This is a genomic window from Bacillus sp. SKDU12, assembly GCF_010093085.1.
Taxonomy (GTDB): Bacteria; Bacillota; Bacilli; order Bacillales; family Bacillaceae; genus Bacillus; species Bacillus mexicanus.
Genome location: NZ_MSRC01000022.1, coordinates 1 through 16,991, shown reverse-complemented (window position 1 = coordinate 16,991; position 16,991 = coordinate 1). Strand labels below are relative to the sequence as shown.

General features: G+C 42.1%; 17 protein-coding genes and 2 pseudogenes. 9 read left to right on the top strand and 10 right to left on the bottom strand.

Annotation, left to right across the window (positions count from 1 at the left end; translation table 11 throughout):
- Nucleotides 1–70: 70 nt before the first annotated feature.
- From srfP to rlmD, 3 genes are all read left to right on the top strand, one after another.
- The gene (srfP, locus tag BTW01_RS17445; protein ID WP_162104243.1) at nt 71–3,196 is read left to right on the top strand and encodes a surfactin resistance protein SrfP; all 3,126 of its coding nucleotides are present in this window, start codon (nt 71–73) and stop codon (nt 3,194–3,196) included.
- A gap of 149 nt (nt 3,197–3,345) precedes the next feature.
- Nucleotides 3,346–4,257 (top strand): diacylglycerol kinase, encoded by a 912-nt coding sequence (locus BTW01_RS17440; RefSeq protein ID WP_162104242.1) that lies wholly within the window; start codon nt 3,346–3,348, stop codon nt 4,255–4,257.
- Between the two features lie 308 nt (nt 4,258–4,565).
- Entirely contained in the window at nt 4,566–5,951 is a 1,386-nt protein-coding gene (rlmD, locus tag BTW01_RS17435; RefSeq protein WP_162104241.1) for a 23S rRNA (uracil(1939)-C(5))-methyltransferase RlmD, read from the top strand.
- Nucleotides 5,952–5,995: 44 nt separating this feature from the next.
- Here the strand turns inward: rlmD and BTW01_RS17430 are convergent, their stop codons facing one another.
- The 8 genes and pseudogenes from BTW01_RS17430 to BTW01_RS17395 all read right to left on the bottom strand — a co-directional run bounded on the left by BTW01_RS17430 (nt 5,996) and on the right by BTW01_RS17395 (nt 12,082).
- Nucleotides 5,996–6,295: a hypothetical protein gene (locus BTW01_RS17430; RefSeq protein ID WP_162104240.1), complete on the bottom strand. Its 300-nt coding sequence runs from the start codon at nt 6,293–6,295 to the stop codon at nt 5,996–5,998.
- A gap of 129 nt (nt 6,296–6,424) precedes the next feature.
- Complete coding sequence (locus tag BTW01_RS17425) at nt 6,425–6,622, bottom strand: hypothetical protein (RefSeq protein WP_162104239.1); 198 nt, start codon at nt 6,620–6,622, stop codon at nt 6,425–6,427.
- A pseudogene (locus tag BTW01_RS17420) lies at nt 6,612–7,738 on the bottom strand (tetratricopeptide repeat protein). Before BTW01_RS17420 ends, BTW01_RS17425 begins: the two are co-directional and overlap by 11 nt.
- Before the next feature lie 189 nt (nt 7,739–7,927).
- The gene (locus BTW01_RS17415) at nt 7,928–8,233 is read right to left on the bottom strand and encodes a hypothetical protein (protein ID WP_162104238.1); all 306 of its coding nucleotides are present in this window, start codon (nt 8,231–8,233) and stop codon (nt 7,928–7,930) included.
- A 244-nt stretch (nt 8,234–8,477) separates the two neighbouring features.
- The gene (locus BTW01_RS17410; protein WP_162104237.1) at nt 8,478–8,948 is read right to left on the bottom strand and encodes an antitoxin YezG family protein; all 471 of its coding nucleotides are present in this window, start codon (nt 8,946–8,948) and stop codon (nt 8,478–8,480) included.
- A 115-nt stretch (nt 8,949–9,063) separates the two neighbouring features.
- The gene (locus tag BTW01_RS17405; protein ID WP_162104236.1) at nt 9,064–9,495 is read right to left on the bottom strand and encodes an immunity protein YezG family protein; all 432 of its coding nucleotides are present in this window, start codon (nt 9,493–9,495) and stop codon (nt 9,064–9,066) included.
- A gap of 92 nt (nt 9,496–9,587) precedes the next feature.
- A complete protein-coding gene (locus BTW01_RS17400; protein WP_162104235.1) occupies nt 9,588–10,070 on the bottom strand; it encodes an antitoxin YezG family protein in 483 nt (160 codons plus the stop codon).
- A 5-nt stretch (nt 10,071–10,075) separates the two neighbouring features.
- Nucleotides 10,076–12,082: a T7SS effector LXG polymorphic toxin gene (locus BTW01_RS17395; RefSeq protein ID WP_162104234.1), complete on the bottom strand. Its 2,007-nt coding sequence runs from the start codon at nt 12,080–12,082 to the stop codon at nt 10,076–10,078.
- Between the two features lie 53 nt (nt 12,083–12,135).
- On the opposite strand from BTW01_RS17395, the gene BTW01_RS17390 reads away from it, so the two are divergent.
- The gene (locus BTW01_RS17390) at nt 12,136–13,026 is read left to right on the top strand and encodes a DUF5655 domain-containing protein (RefSeq protein ID WP_162104233.1); all 891 of its coding nucleotides are present in this window, start codon (nt 12,136–12,138) and stop codon (nt 13,024–13,026) included.
- 160 nt (nt 13,027–13,186) lie between these two features.
- Nucleotides 13,187–13,513 (top strand): four-helix bundle copper-binding protein, encoded by a 327-nt coding sequence (locus tag BTW01_RS17385; protein WP_162104232.1) that lies wholly within the window; start codon nt 13,187–13,189, stop codon nt 13,511–13,513.
- Nucleotides 13,514–13,570: 57 nt separating this feature from the next.
- On the opposite strand, the gene BTW01_RS18570 is transcribed toward BTW01_RS17385, so the two are convergent.
- Nucleotides 13,571–13,870: a YetF domain-containing protein gene (locus BTW01_RS18570; RefSeq protein WP_238391437.1), complete on the bottom strand. Its 300-nt coding sequence runs from the start codon at nt 13,868–13,870 to the stop codon at nt 13,571–13,573.
- Nucleotides 13,863–14,228 carry a hypothetical protein gene (locus tag BTW01_RS18565; protein ID WP_238391436.1) on the bottom strand — a complete coding sequence of 122 codons (366 nt, stop codon included), beginning with the start codon at nt 14,226–14,228 and terminating at the stop codon, nt 13,863–13,865. The genes BTW01_RS18570 and BTW01_RS18565 overlap by 8 nt, the downstream gene beginning before the upstream one ends.
- 183 nt (nt 14,229–14,411) lie before the next feature.
- Here BTW01_RS18565 and BTW01_RS17375 point away from each other — a divergent pair, with 183 nt between their 5' ends.
- The 4 genes and pseudogenes from BTW01_RS17375 to BTW01_RS17360 all read left to right on the top strand — a co-directional run.
- Complete coding sequence (locus BTW01_RS17375) at nt 14,412–15,548, top strand: tetratricopeptide repeat protein (RefSeq protein WP_162104231.1); 1,137 nt, start codon at nt 14,412–14,414, stop codon at nt 15,546–15,548.
- The gene (locus BTW01_RS17370; protein ID WP_162104230.1) at nt 15,538–15,717 is read left to right on the top strand and encodes a phosphatase RapH inhibitor; all 180 of its coding nucleotides are present in this window, start codon (nt 15,538–15,540) and stop codon (nt 15,715–15,717) included. Before BTW01_RS17375 ends, BTW01_RS17370 begins: the two co-directional genes overlap by 11 nt.
- Nucleotides 15,718–15,866: 149 nt before the next feature.
- Nucleotides 15,867–16,586 (top strand): YebC/PmpR family DNA-binding transcriptional regulator, encoded by a 720-nt coding sequence (locus BTW01_RS17365; RefSeq protein WP_162104299.1) that lies wholly within the window; start codon nt 15,867–15,869, stop codon nt 16,584–16,586.
- 114 nt (nt 16,587–16,700) lie between these two features.
- Nucleotides 16,701–16,910 (top strand): annotated as a pseudogene (locus BTW01_RS17360) (spore coat protein); the annotation flags it as partial.
- Between the last annotated feature and the right edge of the window lie 81 nt (nt 16,911–16,991).

Here is a 16,991-nt window from a genome sequence, read left to right as displayed (position 1 = left end):
TGTTGCGTTATTAAGTTTAGTATTATATAGAATGACCAGTCAGTCAATAAAAAATATAATGGAGGATATGATGAATCACGTTATTAATTTCGTACTGAAAAACAAATTCGCAGTATGGCTGATGACGATTATCGTAACGGCAGCCGGCTTGTATGCGGGTATGAATATGAAGCAAGAATCCATTCCTGACGTGAACATGCCTTACTTGACGATCAGCACGACATATCCAGGTGCGACGCCTAGCCAAGTAGCTGATGAGGTGAGCAAACCGGTTGAACAAGCGGTGCAGAATTTGGACGGGGTCAATGTTGTGACTTCGACCTCTTATGAAAACGCATCGTCAGTCATGATTGAATATGACTATGAAAAAGATATGGACAAAGCCAAAACAGAAGCGGCTGAAGCATTAGAAAATGCCAAACTGCCTGATGACGCGAAGGATCCGGAAATTTCACGCTACAGTTTAAACTCTTTCCCGATTCTGACGCTCAGCGTGTCCAGCGATAAAGACAATCTGCAAGAGCTGACGAAAAAAGTCGAGGACAGCCTTGTGACGAAGCTTAAAGGCATAGAAGGCGTTGCCTCAGTTCAAGTATCAGGCCAGCAGGTTGAAGAGGTTGAGTTCTCTTATAAAGAAGACAAACTGAAAGAATACGGCCTTGATAAAGATACAGTGAAGCAAGTGATTCAAGGTTCAGATGTGACAACTCCTCTTGGATTATACACATTTGGAAATAGTGAAAAATCGGTCGTCGTCAGCGGCGATATTGAAACGATTAAAGATTTGAAGAATATGAGAATCCCGACGGCATCTGCTTCAGGTGCAGCATCTCAAGCGGCGGCGCAGAGTGCACAAGCAGCACAGGCGCAGCAAAGCGTAAGCACAGACGTGCCGACGGTTAAGCTTTCTGACATTGCATCGATTAAAGATGTAAAAAAAGCTGAATCTGTTTCACGCACAAATGGCAAAGACAGCATCGGCATCAACATCGTCAAAGCAAACGATGCGAATACCGTCGAGGTTGCTGACAATGTCAAAAATGAGCTGAAGCAGTTTAAAGAAGACCATAAAGGCTTCGATTACAGCTCCACACTCGATATGGCAGAGCCAATCACACAGTCAGTTGAAACAATGTTAAGCAAAGCCATCTTCGGTGCTATTTTTGCAATCGTGATTATTCTCTTATTCTTAAGAGATATCAAATCAACATTAATTTCGATTATTTCTATTCCATTATCATTGCTGATTGCACTTCTTGTGCTGCAGCAGCTTGACATCACACTGAATATCATGACACTCGGTGCGATGACTGTTGCGATTGGACGGGTTGTCGATGACTCTATTGTTGTGATTGAGAACATTTACCGCCGCATGAGACTCAAGGACGAGCCGCTTCGTGGAAAAGCTCTGGTTCGTGAAGCGACGAAGGAAATGTTTAAACCAATCATGTCTTCCACAATCGTAACAATCGCAGTATTCCTGCCGCTCGCGCTAGTAGGCGGACAAATTGGCGAATTGTTTATTCCATTTGCTTTGACGATCGTTTTTGCGCTTGCCGCATCCTTATTCATTTCGATCACGCTTGTGCCGATGCTGGCGCACAGCCTGTTCAAAAAATCATTAACAGGGGCGCCGGTCAAAGCGAAAGAACACAAGCCAGGCAAACTTGCAAACATTTATAAAAGCGTATTGAGCTGGGCGCTGAGCCATAAATGGATCACATCTATTATCGCGGTTCTGATGCTCCTTGGAAGCTTGTTCCTCGTACCGTTAATCGGTGCCAGCTACTTGCCGTCCCAAGAAGAAAAAACGCTGCAGCTCACGTACAGTCCAGAACCTGGAGAAACAAAAAAAGAAGCCGAAGATGAAGCTGCAAAAGCGGAAAAAGCTCTGCTTGACCGCAAGCATGTCGATACGGTTCAGTATTCATTAGGCTCTGGAAGTCCGCTTGCCGGAGGAAATTCAAACGGTGCGCTATTCTATATCAAATATGAAAGCGACACGCCTGATTTTGATAAAGAAAAAGACAACGTGCTGAAGATCATCCAAAAACAATCTGACCGCGGAGAATGGAAGTCACAGAACTTTAGTTCTTCAGGCAATAACAATGAGCTAACATACTATGTGTATGGCGATTCAGAAAATGACATTAAAGATACGGTCAAAGACATTGAAAAAATCATGAAAGATGAAAAGGATCTGAAAAACGTACATTCAGGCCTTTCCAGCACATATGATGAGTACACATTTGTCGCTGACCAAGAAAAATTAAGCAAACTCGGTTTAACCGCGTCTCAAATTTCTCAAGCCTTAATGACACAAACATCACAAGAACCGCTCACAACCGTGAAAAAAGACGGCAAAGAGCTTAATGTAAACATTAAGACGGAAAAAGACGAGTATAAGAGTGTAAAAGATTTAGAGAACAAAAAAATCACTTCTGCGACAGGCCAGGAAGTCAAAATCGGCGATGTTGCCAAAGTGAAAGAAGGCTCAACATCAGACACAGTGTCAAAACGTGACGGGAAAGTCTATGCCGATGTTACAGGTGAAGTAACAACAGACAACGTTACAGCTGTATCAGCTGGTGTCCAGAAGAAAATTGATAAGCTTAACCTTCCTGATAACGTATCGATCGATACAGGCGGGGTATCAGCAGATATCGCTGATTCCTTCAAAAAGCTCGGTTTAGCGATGCTTGCAGCAATTGCGATTGTTTACCTTGTGCTCGTGGTTACATTCGGCGGAGCACTAGCACCATTTGCGATTCTGTTCTCATTGCCGTTCACAGTCATCGGCGCCCTGGTCGGACTTTATGTATCAGGTGAAACGATCAGTCTGAACGCCATGATCGGGATGCTCATGCTGATCGGTATCGTTGTCACGAATGCCATTGTCTTAATTGACCGCGTCATCCATAAGGAAGCGGAAGGACTGTCTACGAGAGAAGCGCTCTTGGAAGCCGGCTCTACACGACTCCGCCCAATTCTGATGACAGCCATCGCGACAATCGGCGCCTTGATTCCATTAGCACTCGGCTTCGAAGGCGGAAGCCAAGTCATTTCAAAAGGACTCGGTGTAACGGTTATCGGCGGTTTAATCAGTTCGACGCTTCTGACGCTCTTAATCGTGCCAATCGTATACGAAATATTGGCGAAGTTCCGCAAGAAAAAACCGGGAACGGAAGAAGAGTAAAAAACAAAAGCCTCAGCTCTGCTGAGGCTTTTGTGCATTTTCACCTGTAAGATTATGTACATTTTGTTGCGATTTTTTTAACTCATAGTATAATTAAAGGTTGTTAGTGTAAAAATGGATCGGATACTCTTAAGTAGGATGATGAGATAATGAAACGTGCACGTATAATATACAATCCGACTTCAGGACGGGAGGTTTTTAAAAAGCAACTTGCCCAGGTCCTGCAAAAATTTGAACAAGCCGGCTATGAAACCTCCACCCATGCGACGACATGCGCAGGAGACGCAACGCACGCCGCCAAGGAGGCGGCATTGCGTGAGTTTGATTTAATCATTGCGGCAGGCGGGGATGGAACCATCAACGAGGTCGTCAACGGGCTTGCGCCTTTAGACAAGCGTCCGACACTCGGTGTCATTCCTGTCGGCACAACAAACGACTTCGCCAGAGCGCTCGGCATTCCGCGTGAGGATATTTTAAAATCGGCAGATACGGTCATTAACGGCGTTGCCCGCCCGATTGATATCGGACAGGTGAACGGCCAGTATTTTATCAATATCGCCGGAGGAGGCCGTCTGACAGAGCTGACGTATGACGTACCAAGCAAACTCAAAACGATGCTCGGCCAGCTTGCTTATTATTTAAAAGGAATGGAAATGCTGCCTTCACTTCGTCCGACAGAAGTCGAGATTGAATATGACGGCAAGCTGTTTCAAGGTGAAATCATGCTGTTTTTAGTCACGCTGACAAATTCCGTCGGCGGGTTCGAAAAACTCGCGCCGGATTCCAGCCTGAATGATGGCATGTTTGATTTGATGATATTAAAGAAAGCAAATCTTGCTGAATTTATCAGAGTCGCAACGATGGCGCTTCGCGGAGAACATATCAACGATCAGCACATTATTTATACAAAAGCGAACCGCGTGAAAGTCAATGTATCAGAAAAGATGCAGCTGAATCTGGACGGCGAGTACGGCGGCATGCTGCCGGGCGAATTCGTGAATTTGTACCGACACATTCACGTCGTCATGCCGAAGGAGAAAGCGGAACAGCTGGATGACTAAAACTTGGCTTGGTAAGCCAAGCTCAGAATGTTGACAAAATCCTAAAACAGTTTTCGTTTTAGGATTTTGTCATCTTTTCAGCGTGATTGAAAACCTTTGAAGTCTAGGAAGGGCGAGCATCGGGCGCACTTCCGCAGGATGCGGTGACAGCGGCGTTTGAGCAGGACGCTCTAGTTTTTAGCCGCTGATCTTTTTACGTGAGCACCGAAGAACAGGACTGACAACGAATGCGAAGGTTTGCCTACACGCTGAAACTTGGCTTGAATAGGCCAAGTTTTTCTTTCGCTTAAAACAAGAGGTGAACATACATGAAAATGAAACCCCCAGTAGAAAAAAACGAATACTACGACGTGATATTTGAGGATTTGACCCACGAGGGAGCGGGCGTCGCGAAGGTGCAGGGCTTCCCGATCTTTGTGCCGAACGCTTTGCCTGAGGAAAAAGCCCAAATCAAAGTGACACGAGTCAAAAAAGGCTTTGCTTTCGGCCGCTTGATCGAGCTGAAGGAAGAAAGCCCGCACAGAACCGACGCTCCATGCCCGATTTACAAGCAATGCGGCGGCTGCCAGCTCCAGCACATGACGTACGAAGGCCAGCTCTTGTTTAAACAAAAACAAGTCAAAGACGTCTTAGAACGGATCGGTAAGCTGGACCTGTCAAACGTCACTGTACACCCGACACTCGGCATGGAAGATCCGTGGAACTACAGAAACAAAGCACAGGTGCCAGTAGGAGAACGGGAAGGCGGCCTCGTCGCCGGATTTTATCAGCAAAGAAGCCATGACATCATCGACATGAGTGCCTGCCTGATCCAGCAATCCAAAAACGACGAAGCCGTCCAAGCTGTCAAAGACATTTGCGCAAACTATGATGTCAAAGCCTACAACGAAGAACGCCACAAAGGCTGGCTCCGCCACATCATGGTCAGATACGGCGTCGTTACAGGCGAAATGATGATCGTCTTCATCACAAGAACGAACGACTTCCCGCACAAAGCGAAGATTATCGAAGACATCACAGCACAATTCCCGCACGTCAAATCCATCGTGCAAAACATCAACCCGACTAAAACAAATGTGATCTTTGGCAACGAAACAAATGTCATCTGGGGCGAAGAATACATCTACGACCTCATCGGAGACGTCAAATTTGCCATCTCCGCCAGATCGTTCTATCAGGTCAACCCGGAGCAAACAAAAGTGCTCTACGACAAAGCGCTTGAATACGCTGAGCTGCAAGGGGAAGAAACCGTCATTGACGCCTACTGCGGCATTGGAACGATTTCTCTATTCTTGGCAAAGCAAGCGAAAAAAGTGTACGGCGTTGAAATTGTGCCGGAAGCGATTGAGGATGCGAAACGAAACGCTGAGCTGAACGGCATCACAAATGCGGAATTCGCAGTTGGAGAAGCGGAAACCGTGATACCAAAGTGGTACGAAGAAGGCATTACGGCCGACACGCTCGTCGTCGACCCGCCAAGAAAAGGCTGCGACGAAGCCCTTCTGCGGACGATTGTGGAGATGAAACCGAAGCGGGTGGTGTATGTGTCCTGTAATCCTGGCACGCTTGCAAGAGACCTGCGGGTGCTTGAGGATGGCGGGTATCAGACGCGCGAAGTGCAGCCTGTGGATATGTTTCCGCATACGAATCATGTGGAGTGTGTGGCTGTGCTTGAAATTAGAGAAGGCAACTAACCCCTTTGTTGGGTGTTGCCTTTTTTTATTGTTAAAGCAAATGCTTATGCTTCCATGTTTTTCTTTAGCAATCTTATATTTAAATCACTTATTTCGGATATATGCCATTCAAGTGAGGTTGTCATTTTGTGGATTTCGAACAAGAGTAGATCAGCATCTTGAACATTGTTAAGATCAATGCGTTTACTCTTTTGTAGAAGTTTATCCATATCGTTTATTATTGCAGATAAGTCATTTAGATTGTCTTGTTGTTCTTTGGATTGTTCAACGGAAATTGTATTTGTTTGACAGTGGTTATTTATCTTTTCTAAGAGGTTAACAATTTCTCTTAATTGGTTATACATTACTTCCACCTATCTTGTTTTTTAAGGATTTTGTTTGGTCTGCATATAAGAGTTTGAACATAAAACATTCTATCGCCTTCTCACCTATTTCTTCAAAAAACGAGACACAGCCTAAGCTGCGTTTCGTTCTTAACCAAGCGTTCCGTTTTCTGCAATCGTCATTTCCTTGTCAAAGATGGCTTTGTCTGCTAGGGAGTTCGTTGAATCGTTTGCAGCTTTGCTTGTCATGTTTCTGGATGCTACGTTTACTTCATTTCCTAAGGAAGAACTGATAAAGCTTACACCGATTAAAGCAATTACAGCGCACAAAGTCAGTTTACATTTCATACAAACAATCTCTCTCTGAATTTGTTTGCGGGCATGAACCATCTTTTTGAAACAGATAACAGAATCATCCATCTGCCCAATTTCAGTATAAAACTTTGCGGCTGATAATGCCAACTCTTCCATATAAGGATATCTTTGGGATGTCTCTAATTTGTTGAAAATGTTTAATAAAATGGACGCATCTTCTTTTTTGATAAACAGCGCCTGTAATCCTTCAAACATGATTTTAAATAGGCCATCGCCGAATTTACATGCGAAGCGTACGCCTTTTTTGAAACAATCCACTGCCTGTTCTTGTTTATGTTGGAGAAAATAAATTAAGGCTAAATCGTGGTAAGCTTGTGTCAAGTTGTTGAAATTTGATTTTTTAAATTGGAGTATCGATTTCTCCATGTATTTTGCTGCTTTCGTCAATTCCCCCATTTTAAGATAACAATTTCCAATATTGAATAAAGCTTGGCCGTAAATCCGCTTGTTTTTGCTTTCAAGGAGCCGTGCGCCTTTGAGTGCCTCTTCGAGATGAGGGAGCGCCTTTTCATAACTTTCTAAATCGTCGTAGTTTCCTGCGATTACAAAATGGCATTGTATGCGGCGGACTGAGTAAAGGTCGTGTGTTTTATAGATGTTATACGCCTGAGAAGAATAGTGCATGGATATGTGGGTTTGTTTCATATGATAAAATACTTCAGCCATTTTAAAATAAAATTCCGCCCGCTCAATTTCATCTGAAATATAGGGAATTGTATTTTCCGCTTTTTGATAGAATGAAATGGCACTTAAGAAATTGCCCTCTTTGAATTCATACATTCCTTGAAAAAAGTAATAGTAGTATTCAACGAGTTTTTCTATTTTTCTGTTGCTGCCTTCTATTCTCTTTAGATATTCTGATAACTCCATTTGGTTTCCTTCGGATGGAATCACATAGTCGATCATAAGCCGATGACGAAATGTAATGAGCTGATAGTAAATCAAGAGGTCTTGGTCTTCTTCCATGACGTCAATATCCCGTTCGATCTCAGCTTTAAGCATTTCAGCGTCAGTCACATTAAACTTTTGAATATGCCGGTTCCACTCATTAATTTTCATCCCAACGTGCGGAGACGAAATCGTGCCCAAACTCCTCACCCTTCCTCTGCTCACTAATTATGTAAATTTTATCAATACTGAAATTTAATAGGAAGGGGTTGAGAGACCGCAAAAAAAATTTTCGGTGTGATCCGCAAATGGCAGTTTGGGCGTTTCGCGTTATATTTGGTTTTGAGTGGGTTAGTGCAACTCCGATTTTTGAATTTTAGATTGCGGTGATTATGACTTACCAGTTTCATCATACTTTTTTAGTAGTTTTTCTGTCCTATGCATTTCCTTGAGCATAGGATTCATGTAGTCGTTAGCTGATTCTAGATATGCTCTTGTCAGGGTATCTAGTTTATTTTTAACTTTAGAGAGGTCTTCTTCGAATTGCTCATCCGATGATTGAAGGATAAATTCTTTGGCTTCCTCATATCTTTTTAATATGTTTTTCACCATTGGAGTTGGATACTTTTGATTGTTTGTTTTTATTGCTGTGATTGTTAAATTAATTTGTTTTATTAATTCTCTTCTTACTGTCAAAATGTTGCTCCTTTTATAAAGAGATATGAGATAAATATAAAACCTTAATATCCTCTGTATTAAAGAGAAGTCTAGAATCATCTAAAATCTCGTCGTATAGAAAACTTTAACCCATTCAGAAGCAATCAATTTATTTGTTGATCGGTTAACAAATTTTATAATAGGATTTGTTTTTTCGGTTTCCATAAAAGCCAACCTGAGAATATAAAATAGCCCAGCAGTAAAAAGCTGAGCTATTTTTGAATTATAAAGCGAAGTAGTTTATTACAAACTGTTTATCATCCTCATCTTCAGGCAATATTCCTAAATTTTCATATTCCCACACTACTTGTCGTTGAGTACCGTTTAAGTCTGAGGCAATAACATCGGTGTAATCATAATCTATTGAAAACTTCCCGCTTCGTTCTAGATGCAAAGTGAGGTTTGTCCATAAGTCCTCATTGTTTGTTTTAAATTCATTTCGTAACTCTTCGATATAATCATGCAATTCATATAGAAGTTCGTCATATATATCTTCATCAACATTAAAGTGCTCAGGAATATCGTGTGAATATATATATTCCTGATTTTGTGGAATAGTAAAGAAAAAGTAAACTTCTGAAGAATCATCTGAAATTTCGGCATAAAGAGCAACCTTCTCCCACTCTGACGGTATAATCTCATTTATTTGCTCGGCTATCTTTTGATATAATTCACCCATTTTTTTAGTTTCCAATCTTTTCACCTTCAATCGTCGAGAAATCTTAGTTATCAAAAATAGCCCAGCAGAGAAGCGCTGAGCCATTATTGATTTATAGACCGAAGTAGCTTATTACAAATTCTTTATCGTTCTAATCTTCAGGCAATATCCCTAAATTTTGATATTTCCAAACATCTCGTCTTTGAAGGTCATTAAGTTCAGACGATAAAACATCATCATAATTATAATCAATTGAAAACTTTCCGGTGTTTTCTAATTTTAAAGTGAGATTAGTCCAAATATCTTGGTTGCCTAGTTTAAATTCTTCTTTTAGTTCTTCAAATAGCTCTTGAAGTTCAATCAGCAGTTGATCGTAAATTTCTTCGCTTACATTAAATTTTCCAGGTATATAATGAGAATATAAGTAATCACTATTATTTGGTGTTGTAAAATAATAGTATATATCTGCTGAGTCATCAAGTATTTCAGCATATAAAATGATCTTTTCCCATTGCGATGGAATCATTTCATTTAGATGTTCAGCAATCTTTTGATATAGTTCACCCATTTTTTGAGTTTCCATTAGATTAACCTTTAACTTTGAATTGTTGAGGGCATTATTTAATATTTAAATAATCCTTAACCATCTGTAAATAAAAAACTACATTGTTTCATTTAATTATCCGATTGTTCATTTAGATATTGTTCAAGGAACTTTCTGCTGCTCTCGCTCATTGGCGTAATTCCCAAGTGCTTATATTCCCAAATTACTTGTCGCTCAGTATCAGTATATTTTGAAGCCAGTACATCTTCATAATCATAATCAATTGAGAACTCCCCATTTCTTTCTAAATTTAGTGTGAGGTTAGTCCAAATATCTGAGGATTGCTTTTTAAATTCATCCCTTAATTCATCAAATAAATCTTGAAGGTCTAGTAGCATATTTTTGTAAATTCGATTACTTACTTGGAAATTTTCTGGAATATCGTGTGAATAAATATATTCTTCGTCTTCTTGTGTGTTAAAGAAAAAATAAACTTCTCTGGAGTCATCCAAAATTTCGGCATATAGAGTAACCCTCATCCATTCGGAGGGAATCATATCATTTATTTTTTCAGCAATCTTTTGATATAGTTGTTCTATTTTAGCAGTTTCCATTTTCATCAGCCTCCAAATTGGTTTCTAATTGTTATGCTCTTTGTTCTTTCTTCTCCAATTTTATATGTTATATCAAATAAAGTGGGTCTTAACGAATCGCTCTCATATACATTTTCAATTGTGACAGTAACCTTTTTTGGAGGCTCTTCTTTAAGCGCCTGCGACCATGCCTGTTCTAACTTGTACCATTTCCCGCCGCTCCTATTAATCTGAGAATTCATCGGCACGATATTGTCAAACTGGCCTGAGCCTTTGAATTGGGTGGCGATTAAATGGCCTCCGTCGTCATCTGTCAGCCGGTCTGGTTTACCTGCTTTAGACTGTGCATATTGGTTACGTTTTGCTTCTCCCAGCTGCAAGTCTGCTTTGACACTTGTAATTCTACCATAGTTGTCAGTGGTGTAAGTGTAGCCTTCTTTTGTTTTATAGACAACATTCGGCTTCAGCACTTTCTTTCTGCTCCATTTTGCGTAATGCTCGCCGTATTTGACGGTTACTGGCGGTACATGTGGCGCTGGAGTTCGTCTTCCGCTTGCTGAGGTTCCGTATGGTTTCGGCAGGATGACTTTGGCGAATTTCTGCAGTCCTTCTTTTAGTGTAACCCCGTTGACTGCGTTGTAAGGTACTCCCGCCGGCACTAAGTCATGACGGGGATGATACGGGAGAATATCCGCAAGTGTGAGATCTCCGATTTGATTTAACTTGGTTTTGACGTGTTTTTTTGATACTTCAATGCCTGTGTTTACCTTTTGTTTAATCTGATCAACGGTTTGTTTTGAGACCGTTATGGCTTTTTGGGCTTTTGCTGATTTGCTTGCTGCTTTTTTTACTTTTGTTGTCACTTTGGCAGCTGTGCCTGTTTTGGAGACGGCACCTACGCCTTTTGTTCCGACAACTGATGTGACAACAGTGCCCACCGCATATGACACCCATCTTGCTCGTGAGTAGGTGTCACCATTCACCATGTCTTTTTGATACGATTCTTCGATTGCTGCTGAAATGGCTTCATACGTTTTGATCGGGTGAGCCACTGCTCCTGTAATGGCTTCAACGGTTCCGCCCGGATCTGTGACCATATCCCACAGGCCTACGACCGCGTCTTTTCCGGAATCATAAAGGCCGACGGCAACCCCTTTGAAGCCTGCTTCAAGCTCACGCGTGTTTTCAATTTGGGTGAAGTATCTTTGCTGTTCTGCTGTCAGATTTTCATAGCCGATCGTTTTTGCCATTGAGTAGAATTCATCAGCATCTGCATAATCGTAGTTTTTCAGTCTTTCTTTCAGTTTTTCAATCTCGCGTTCCTTCGCTTCCTCCTTCTTAATCTTCAAGTAAGCATCCGTCCGCTTTTCAATGTCGCCTGTTTTCTTATGTATGTCACTCTCACGGTACGCTTTGGCGTTGTAGTGGATGGGCGTTGCGTTTTTGCCTTTGCCCGTTGCTTCTTGGAGCTTTTGGAAATCGGACTTGATGAATTGTTCGTTTGGTTCTGACAGGGCGTATTCTGTCTGCAGGTCTTCGTCCAAAGCATCTAGCTTTTCTAGCGTTTTTTTGCGTTTGTCATTGGCATCAGCCAGCTCGTCTTTGAAGGTTTCTGTTGAAAACAGGTCGAGCGGGAGGATGTCGTCGATATCGTTCAGGATGTCTTTCATCGCTTTTTTCTGTTCGGACATGATGGATTTCGATTTTTTATGGGCATTTGCCAGCTCGTGCTCCAGAAAGGATTCTTCGATGTATGAGTTTGAAAGGCCTTTGTCTTCGGCTGCTCCGGCGATGCTGTTGAAAAATGCGATTTTCATGTCGATGTAGTCGATCCATTGGTCGGTGACGCCGACATGGTCGTTGTAGAAGGCTTTGATATTGCTGGCGCCTTTCCCTGAGAACTCGCTGTCACTTAGATCAGCAATGCTTTTTAATGCTTTTCTCAAGCTGATCATTTGCGTTCTTAGTCCTTTGTACTCTTTTGCCCGATCTGTCGCTTCCGAAAGTAGCGTTTTTGCTTCAAATACTTTCATGACCATTTCCCTTCTTTTGTGCGCTCACTATCAAAATTTTACCACGGGTCGGGATGAGAGAGGCTGTCCGTGAGAAACCGTTTAAAAAAGAAAAAGAGATTCAGGATTTATGTGAAGCCAATCTTCAGCAGATGTTGGGTCTCAAGTTTGTGAAATCCGAATTCAGGATCAGCCGTTTTCGCATTGATACGTTGGCATTTGATGAAGAGACGAAATCTTTTGTGATTATCGAGTATAAAAATTCGAAGAACTTTAGTGTTGTTGATCAGGGCTATGCTTATTTAGCGGCAATGCTCAATCATAAGGCTGATTTTATTCTTGAGTACAATGAGAATGATGAGCGTCCGTTAAAGCGGGATGATGTAGACTGGTCGCAGTCGAAGGTGATGTTTATAGCGCCTGTTTTTACGGTGTATCAAAAGCAGTCCATCCATTTTAAAGATCTGCCAATTGAATTGTGGGAGATGAAAAGGTACGAAAATGATTTGATCCATCTAAACCAAATGAAGGCTGAGGGCGTATCCGAGTCAATTAAGACGATTTCGCGGCAAAGTGAGACCATTCAAGAGGTCAGCAAAGAAATCAAAGTGTTTTCTGAAGAGGACCACCTTGCAGAGAAGACATTTGATATCATAGAGCTTTATCAGCAGCTAAAGGAATTCATTTTAAATTTGGGCGAGCATATTTCAATTAAACCGACAAAAATGTATATCGCGTTTACGGCAAATAAGCGGAACTTCGCGGATATTTCTCTATTAAAAAGCGGGCTTAAGGTGTGGGTGAATATGAAAAAGGGAGAATTGCATGACCCTGAAGAGAGAATGCGAGATGTCTCTGAGACCGGCCACTGGGGAAATGGAGACTATGAGATTTTCATAAAAGATGACGAACATATTGAATATATCATGGGGTTGATCAAGCAATCCTATGAGATAAATAAGTGAGAACTTCCATTGAGGAGTTCTTTTTTTGTAAATCGAGAGTGGTTTATGTCGCAATGTATCTGTTTGCAGACATAGGCCTTTTTTGTTAGAGTGTCATGTTTTACGAGCGAATGAAGCGGATACGGTATAAATGGAATCATATTCATAGGAGGGTTTACGAATGGCATATGAACAATATCAATCATTAGTTGAGGCGCTGCACGACTGCATGGTTGCGTGCAATCGTTGCTATGACGCCTGTTTAAAAGAAGAAAATGAGAATATGATGGCAGACTGCATTCGGTTGGACCGGGATTGTGCTGATATTTGTGCGTTTGTAGCGCAAGCGATTGTAAGAGGCACGCCGTTTGTTTCTGAGCTGACACAGGCTTGCGCTGCGATTTGTGAGGCTTGCGGAAATGAATGCAAAAAGCATGACAAAGAGCATTTTCAGGATTGCGCTGAAGCTTGTTTTTCATGTGCTGAGGCTTGTAAACAAGCAGTATAACATTCAGTTTGAAAAAAGGTGGAAACAGTGAGAGCAGACTGTTTCCACCTTTTTTATTCAAGTGAGATCCTCTTTTTTAACGATATACAGAGTGCCGTCTGTTTGAACTTCTGCGTAAAATACTTCTTTAGGATGTTGGGTGCCGGCTTCCTTTAGCCGAACCATCAGCCATTGTCTGTTCAGATGCAATTTTTTTAAGTTGCCTTCTTTCACTTTTCCATCAGCTATGACTGAAGCGGAATGAGATACTTTTTTGTTTTCTCCTTGCATGTTCATGTCCTGTTTTGTCACGCTTTGGTGTACTTCCTTTTTCAAAATAGATACAGTGCCGTCTGATTCGTAAAAAGCATCATCCACTTTGGCAATTGAAAAGATATTTTTTTCGAAGTAAAGATTGTAAAGTATCGATATCAATTCGAGCTTTTTTGAGCGCAGAATGACTGGCGTGAACCGCGAACCGAACGGCGGGAAATGTAATATCCAGAAACCCGATGATGATTGTAAAAGCGCTCCATACCAACAAGGCGATTATTCCATTTTTGGTACTGATGGTTGAGTCAATGGCAAGCGAGGCTCCGATCGTTCCAATGGACATGGCTGAAATAAAGTTAAAAAAGGGCAGCTGGGAGATCTCTTTTCTGCCCATCAGTCTTGTTAACACCAGCAATATGATAAAGGCGATGAAAAGTCTAATGATCACTTGTGTGACTGGCATCGGCATTCTCCTTTACATAGAATCTTTTCATAGATTTGCACTCTTTTATTTTTATTTGTAAAGGATGAAAAAGGGATTTGAAAGCTTTTGACAGGATGAAAAAGCAAATTCTTCCTATTCTCTTGTTTTCAAAATTTGGGATTGATAGAATATGACATATCTTACAGAAAGGGAGGGAAACCATTGAGTCAAGCCATACCATCTTCGCATGTTGGTGTAAAAATTAATGAATGGTACAAGATGATTCGTCAATTCAGTGTTCCGGATGCTGAGATTCTGAAAGCGGAGGTGGAGCAGGACATTCAGCAGATGGAAGAGGATCAGGATTTGCTGATCTATTATTCTCTTATGTGTTTTCGGCACCAGCTGATGCTGGATTATTTAGAGCCGGGACAAACATACGGGAATCGCCCTACAGTGACAGAGCTTCTGGAAACGATTGAAACTCCTCAGAAAAAACTCACAGGTCTTTTGAAATACTACTCTTTATTTTTCCGCGGCATGTATGAATTTGATCAAAAAGAATATGTGAAAGCGATCAAGTTTTATCGCGAGGCGGAAAATGAACTGCCGTTTTTGTCAGATGAAATTGAGAAGGCTGAATTCCATTTTAAAGTGGCAGAAGCGTTTTATCATATGAAGCAAAACCATGTGTCAATGCATCACATCCTTCAAGCCTTAGACATTTACCGTAAACATCCACTATACAGCATTAGAACCATACAAAGCTTGTTTGTGATCGCGGGCAACTATGATGACTTCAAGCACTATGATAGAGCGATTCAGAATTTAGAAAAGGCGCTGGAATTGGCACTGGATAGTCAAAACGACCAGTTTATCGCCATTTCCCTGTTGAACATTGCGAATAGTTACGACCGTTCAGGAGACTATCAGATGGCCATACAATACTTTCAACAAGCGGTGAAACTAAGCAGAGAAACAGTAGCTGGCTTGCTTCCCAAAGTGTTGTTTGGCTTAAGCTGGACATTATGTAAAGCAGGCCAAAAACAGAAGGCGTTTCAGTTCATAGAAGAAGGGCTGGAGCATGTCACAACATCTCCTAAGGCGTGGCCTCTTTATAAACAATTGTACACATTTTTGCAGGCGGTGTACAAAGAGAGTATTGATGAGAGCAGCATCTTTGAGATGTTAGCCTATTTTGAAAAAAAGAACATGTACGCTTACATTGAAACATGTGCCCGCAGCGCTGCCGCTGTTTTTGAAAGCCGCTGTCATTTCGAGCGCGCTGCCGCGTTTTATCGAATCGTGCTGAAAGCGCAAGAAGATATTCAAAAAGGAGAGTGTTTATATGCTTATTAAGAAAAAAGTGATGATGTGCCTTGGTGTGACCCTGATTTGTGGAGGTATTTCGTTTCCGTTCCTGACAAACTCCGGCGATGTTAAAGAATCAACAGATCGAAACACGACGTATATCGATCATTCCCCTCAAAATAGTATGACTGATCAGGAGAAGAAAGCCCTTAGCTAGGGCTTTTTTCTTGCTTTACGGACGAAGTTCATCTTGGATTCCTTCTATTTCTAACGCAAGACACTCGAAACAATCAAACCATTTGAGGTATAATGGATAAAGTGAATAACAAAATACAGATTGATATATATGAAAGAGAGTGGAGCATCATGGGCCGTAAGTGGAACAATATTAAAGAGAAGAAGGCGTCTAAAGACGCGAATACGAGTCGGATTTATGCCAAGTTTGGCCGTGAGATTTATGTGGCAGCGAAGCAGGGCGAGCCTGATCCAGAATCTAACCAGGCGCTGAGGGTTGTGCTTGAGCGTGCGAAAACTTACAGCGTACCGAAAAACATCATTGAACGTGCGATTGAGAAGGCGAAGGGCGGAGCGGAAGAGAATTTCGATGAGCTTCGTTATGAAGGCTTCGGGCCGAATGGATCAATGATCATCGTTGATGCACTAACGAATAATGTAAACCGTACGGCGCCGGAAGTGCGTGCGGCGTTCGGGAAAAACGGCGGCAACATGGGTGTGAGCGGATCTGTTGCTTACATGTTTGATGCGACGGCTGTTATCGGTGTGGACGGTAAAACAGCTGATGAGGCGCTGGAAATCCTGATGGAAGCGGATGTTGATGTTCGTGACATTTTAGAAGAGGATGAAAGTGTAATCGTGTATGCCGAACCAGATCAATTTCATGCGGTGCAGGAGGCGTTTAAAAACGCAGGCGTTGAGGAATTCTCGGTTGCCGAGCTGACGATGCTTGCGCAGAGTGAAGTAACGCTTCCAGATGATGCGAAGGAACAGTTTGAAAAGCTGATTGACGCGTTAGAGGATTTGGAAGATGTTCAGCAGGTGTACCATAACGTTGATTTAGGTGAATAAGAAATGAGCAGGCTATCACAGCCTGCTTTTTTTTGTTATGTGGGCCGCCGCCTATACGATCTGACAGATAAGTTCATATTCTGGACTGTAACCTACGTGAAGGAGAGAGTGAATATGACTGATACTGATACAAGACAGATCTATGGCGGACCTGGTTTTGGCGATGGCATCGGCCGTCCTGGATTTGGCATGTATGGAGGCTACCCGGGGTCCGGCATGTATGGAGGCTATCCGGGGTCCGGCATGTATGGAGGCTACCCGGGGTCCGGCATGTATGGAGGCTATCCGGGGTCCGGCGTGTCGGAAGGATATCAGGATGCCGGGAAGTCTGAAGGCTAGAAGCGAAACGGATAGAATGGAGGCTCTGTCCATGCATCAGGATGCGAAGTATGCGTGAGAGGAGAG

What these genes read in the sequence shown, in the direction of transcription:
- BTW01_RS17390 (WP_162104233.1), top strand. Translation starts at nt 12,136, where the DNA reads ATGAGAGAGGCTGTCCGTGAGAAACCGTTTAAAAAAGAAAAAGAGATT.
- BTW01_RS17400 (WP_162104235.1), bottom strand. Translation starts at nt 10,070, where the DNA reads ATGGAAACTGCTAAAATAGAACAACTATATCAAAAGATTGCTGAAAAA.
- BTW01_RS17370 (WP_162104230.1), top strand. Translation starts at nt 15,538, where the DNA reads ATGCTTATTAAGAAAAAAGTGATGATGTGCCTTGGTGTGACCCTGATT.
- BTW01_RS17405 (WP_162104236.1), bottom strand. Translation starts at nt 9,495, where the DNA reads ATGGAAACTCAAAAAATGGGTGAACTATATCAAAAGATTGCTGAACAT.
- BTW01_RS17395 (WP_162104234.1), bottom strand. Translation starts at nt 12,082, where the DNA reads ATGAAAGTATTTGAAGCAAAAACGCTACTTTCGGAAGCGACAGATCGG.
- BTW01_RS17440 (WP_162104242.1), top strand. Translation starts at nt 3,346, where the DNA reads ATGAAACGTGCACGTATAATATACAATCCGACTTCAGGACGGGAGGTT.
- BTW01_RS17385 (WP_162104232.1), top strand. Translation starts at nt 13,187, where the DNA reads ATGGCATATGAACAATATCAATCATTAGTTGAGGCGCTGCACGACTGC.
- srfP (WP_162104243.1), top strand. Translation starts at nt 71, where the DNA reads ATGAATCACGTTATTAATTTCGTACTGAAAAACAAATTCGCAGTATGG.
- BTW01_RS17365 (WP_162104299.1), top strand. Translation starts at nt 15,867, where the DNA reads ATGGGCCGTAAGTGGAACAATATTAAAGAGAAGAAGGCGTCTAAAGAC.
- BTW01_RS17430 (WP_162104240.1), bottom strand. Translation starts at nt 6,295, where the DNA reads ATGTATAACCAATTAAGAGAAATTGTTAACCTCTTAGAAAAGATAAAT.
- rlmD (WP_162104241.1), top strand. Translation starts at nt 4,566, where the DNA reads ATGAAAATGAAACCCCCAGTAGAAAAAAACGAATACTACGACGTGATA.
- BTW01_RS18565 (WP_238391436.1), bottom strand. Translation starts at nt 14,228, where the DNA reads ATGCCAGTCACACAAGTGATCATTAGACTTTTCATCGCCTTTATCATA.
- BTW01_RS17425 (WP_162104239.1), bottom strand. Translation starts at nt 6,622, where the DNA reads ATGAAATGTAAACTGACTTTGTGCGCTGTAATTGCTTTAATCGGTGTA.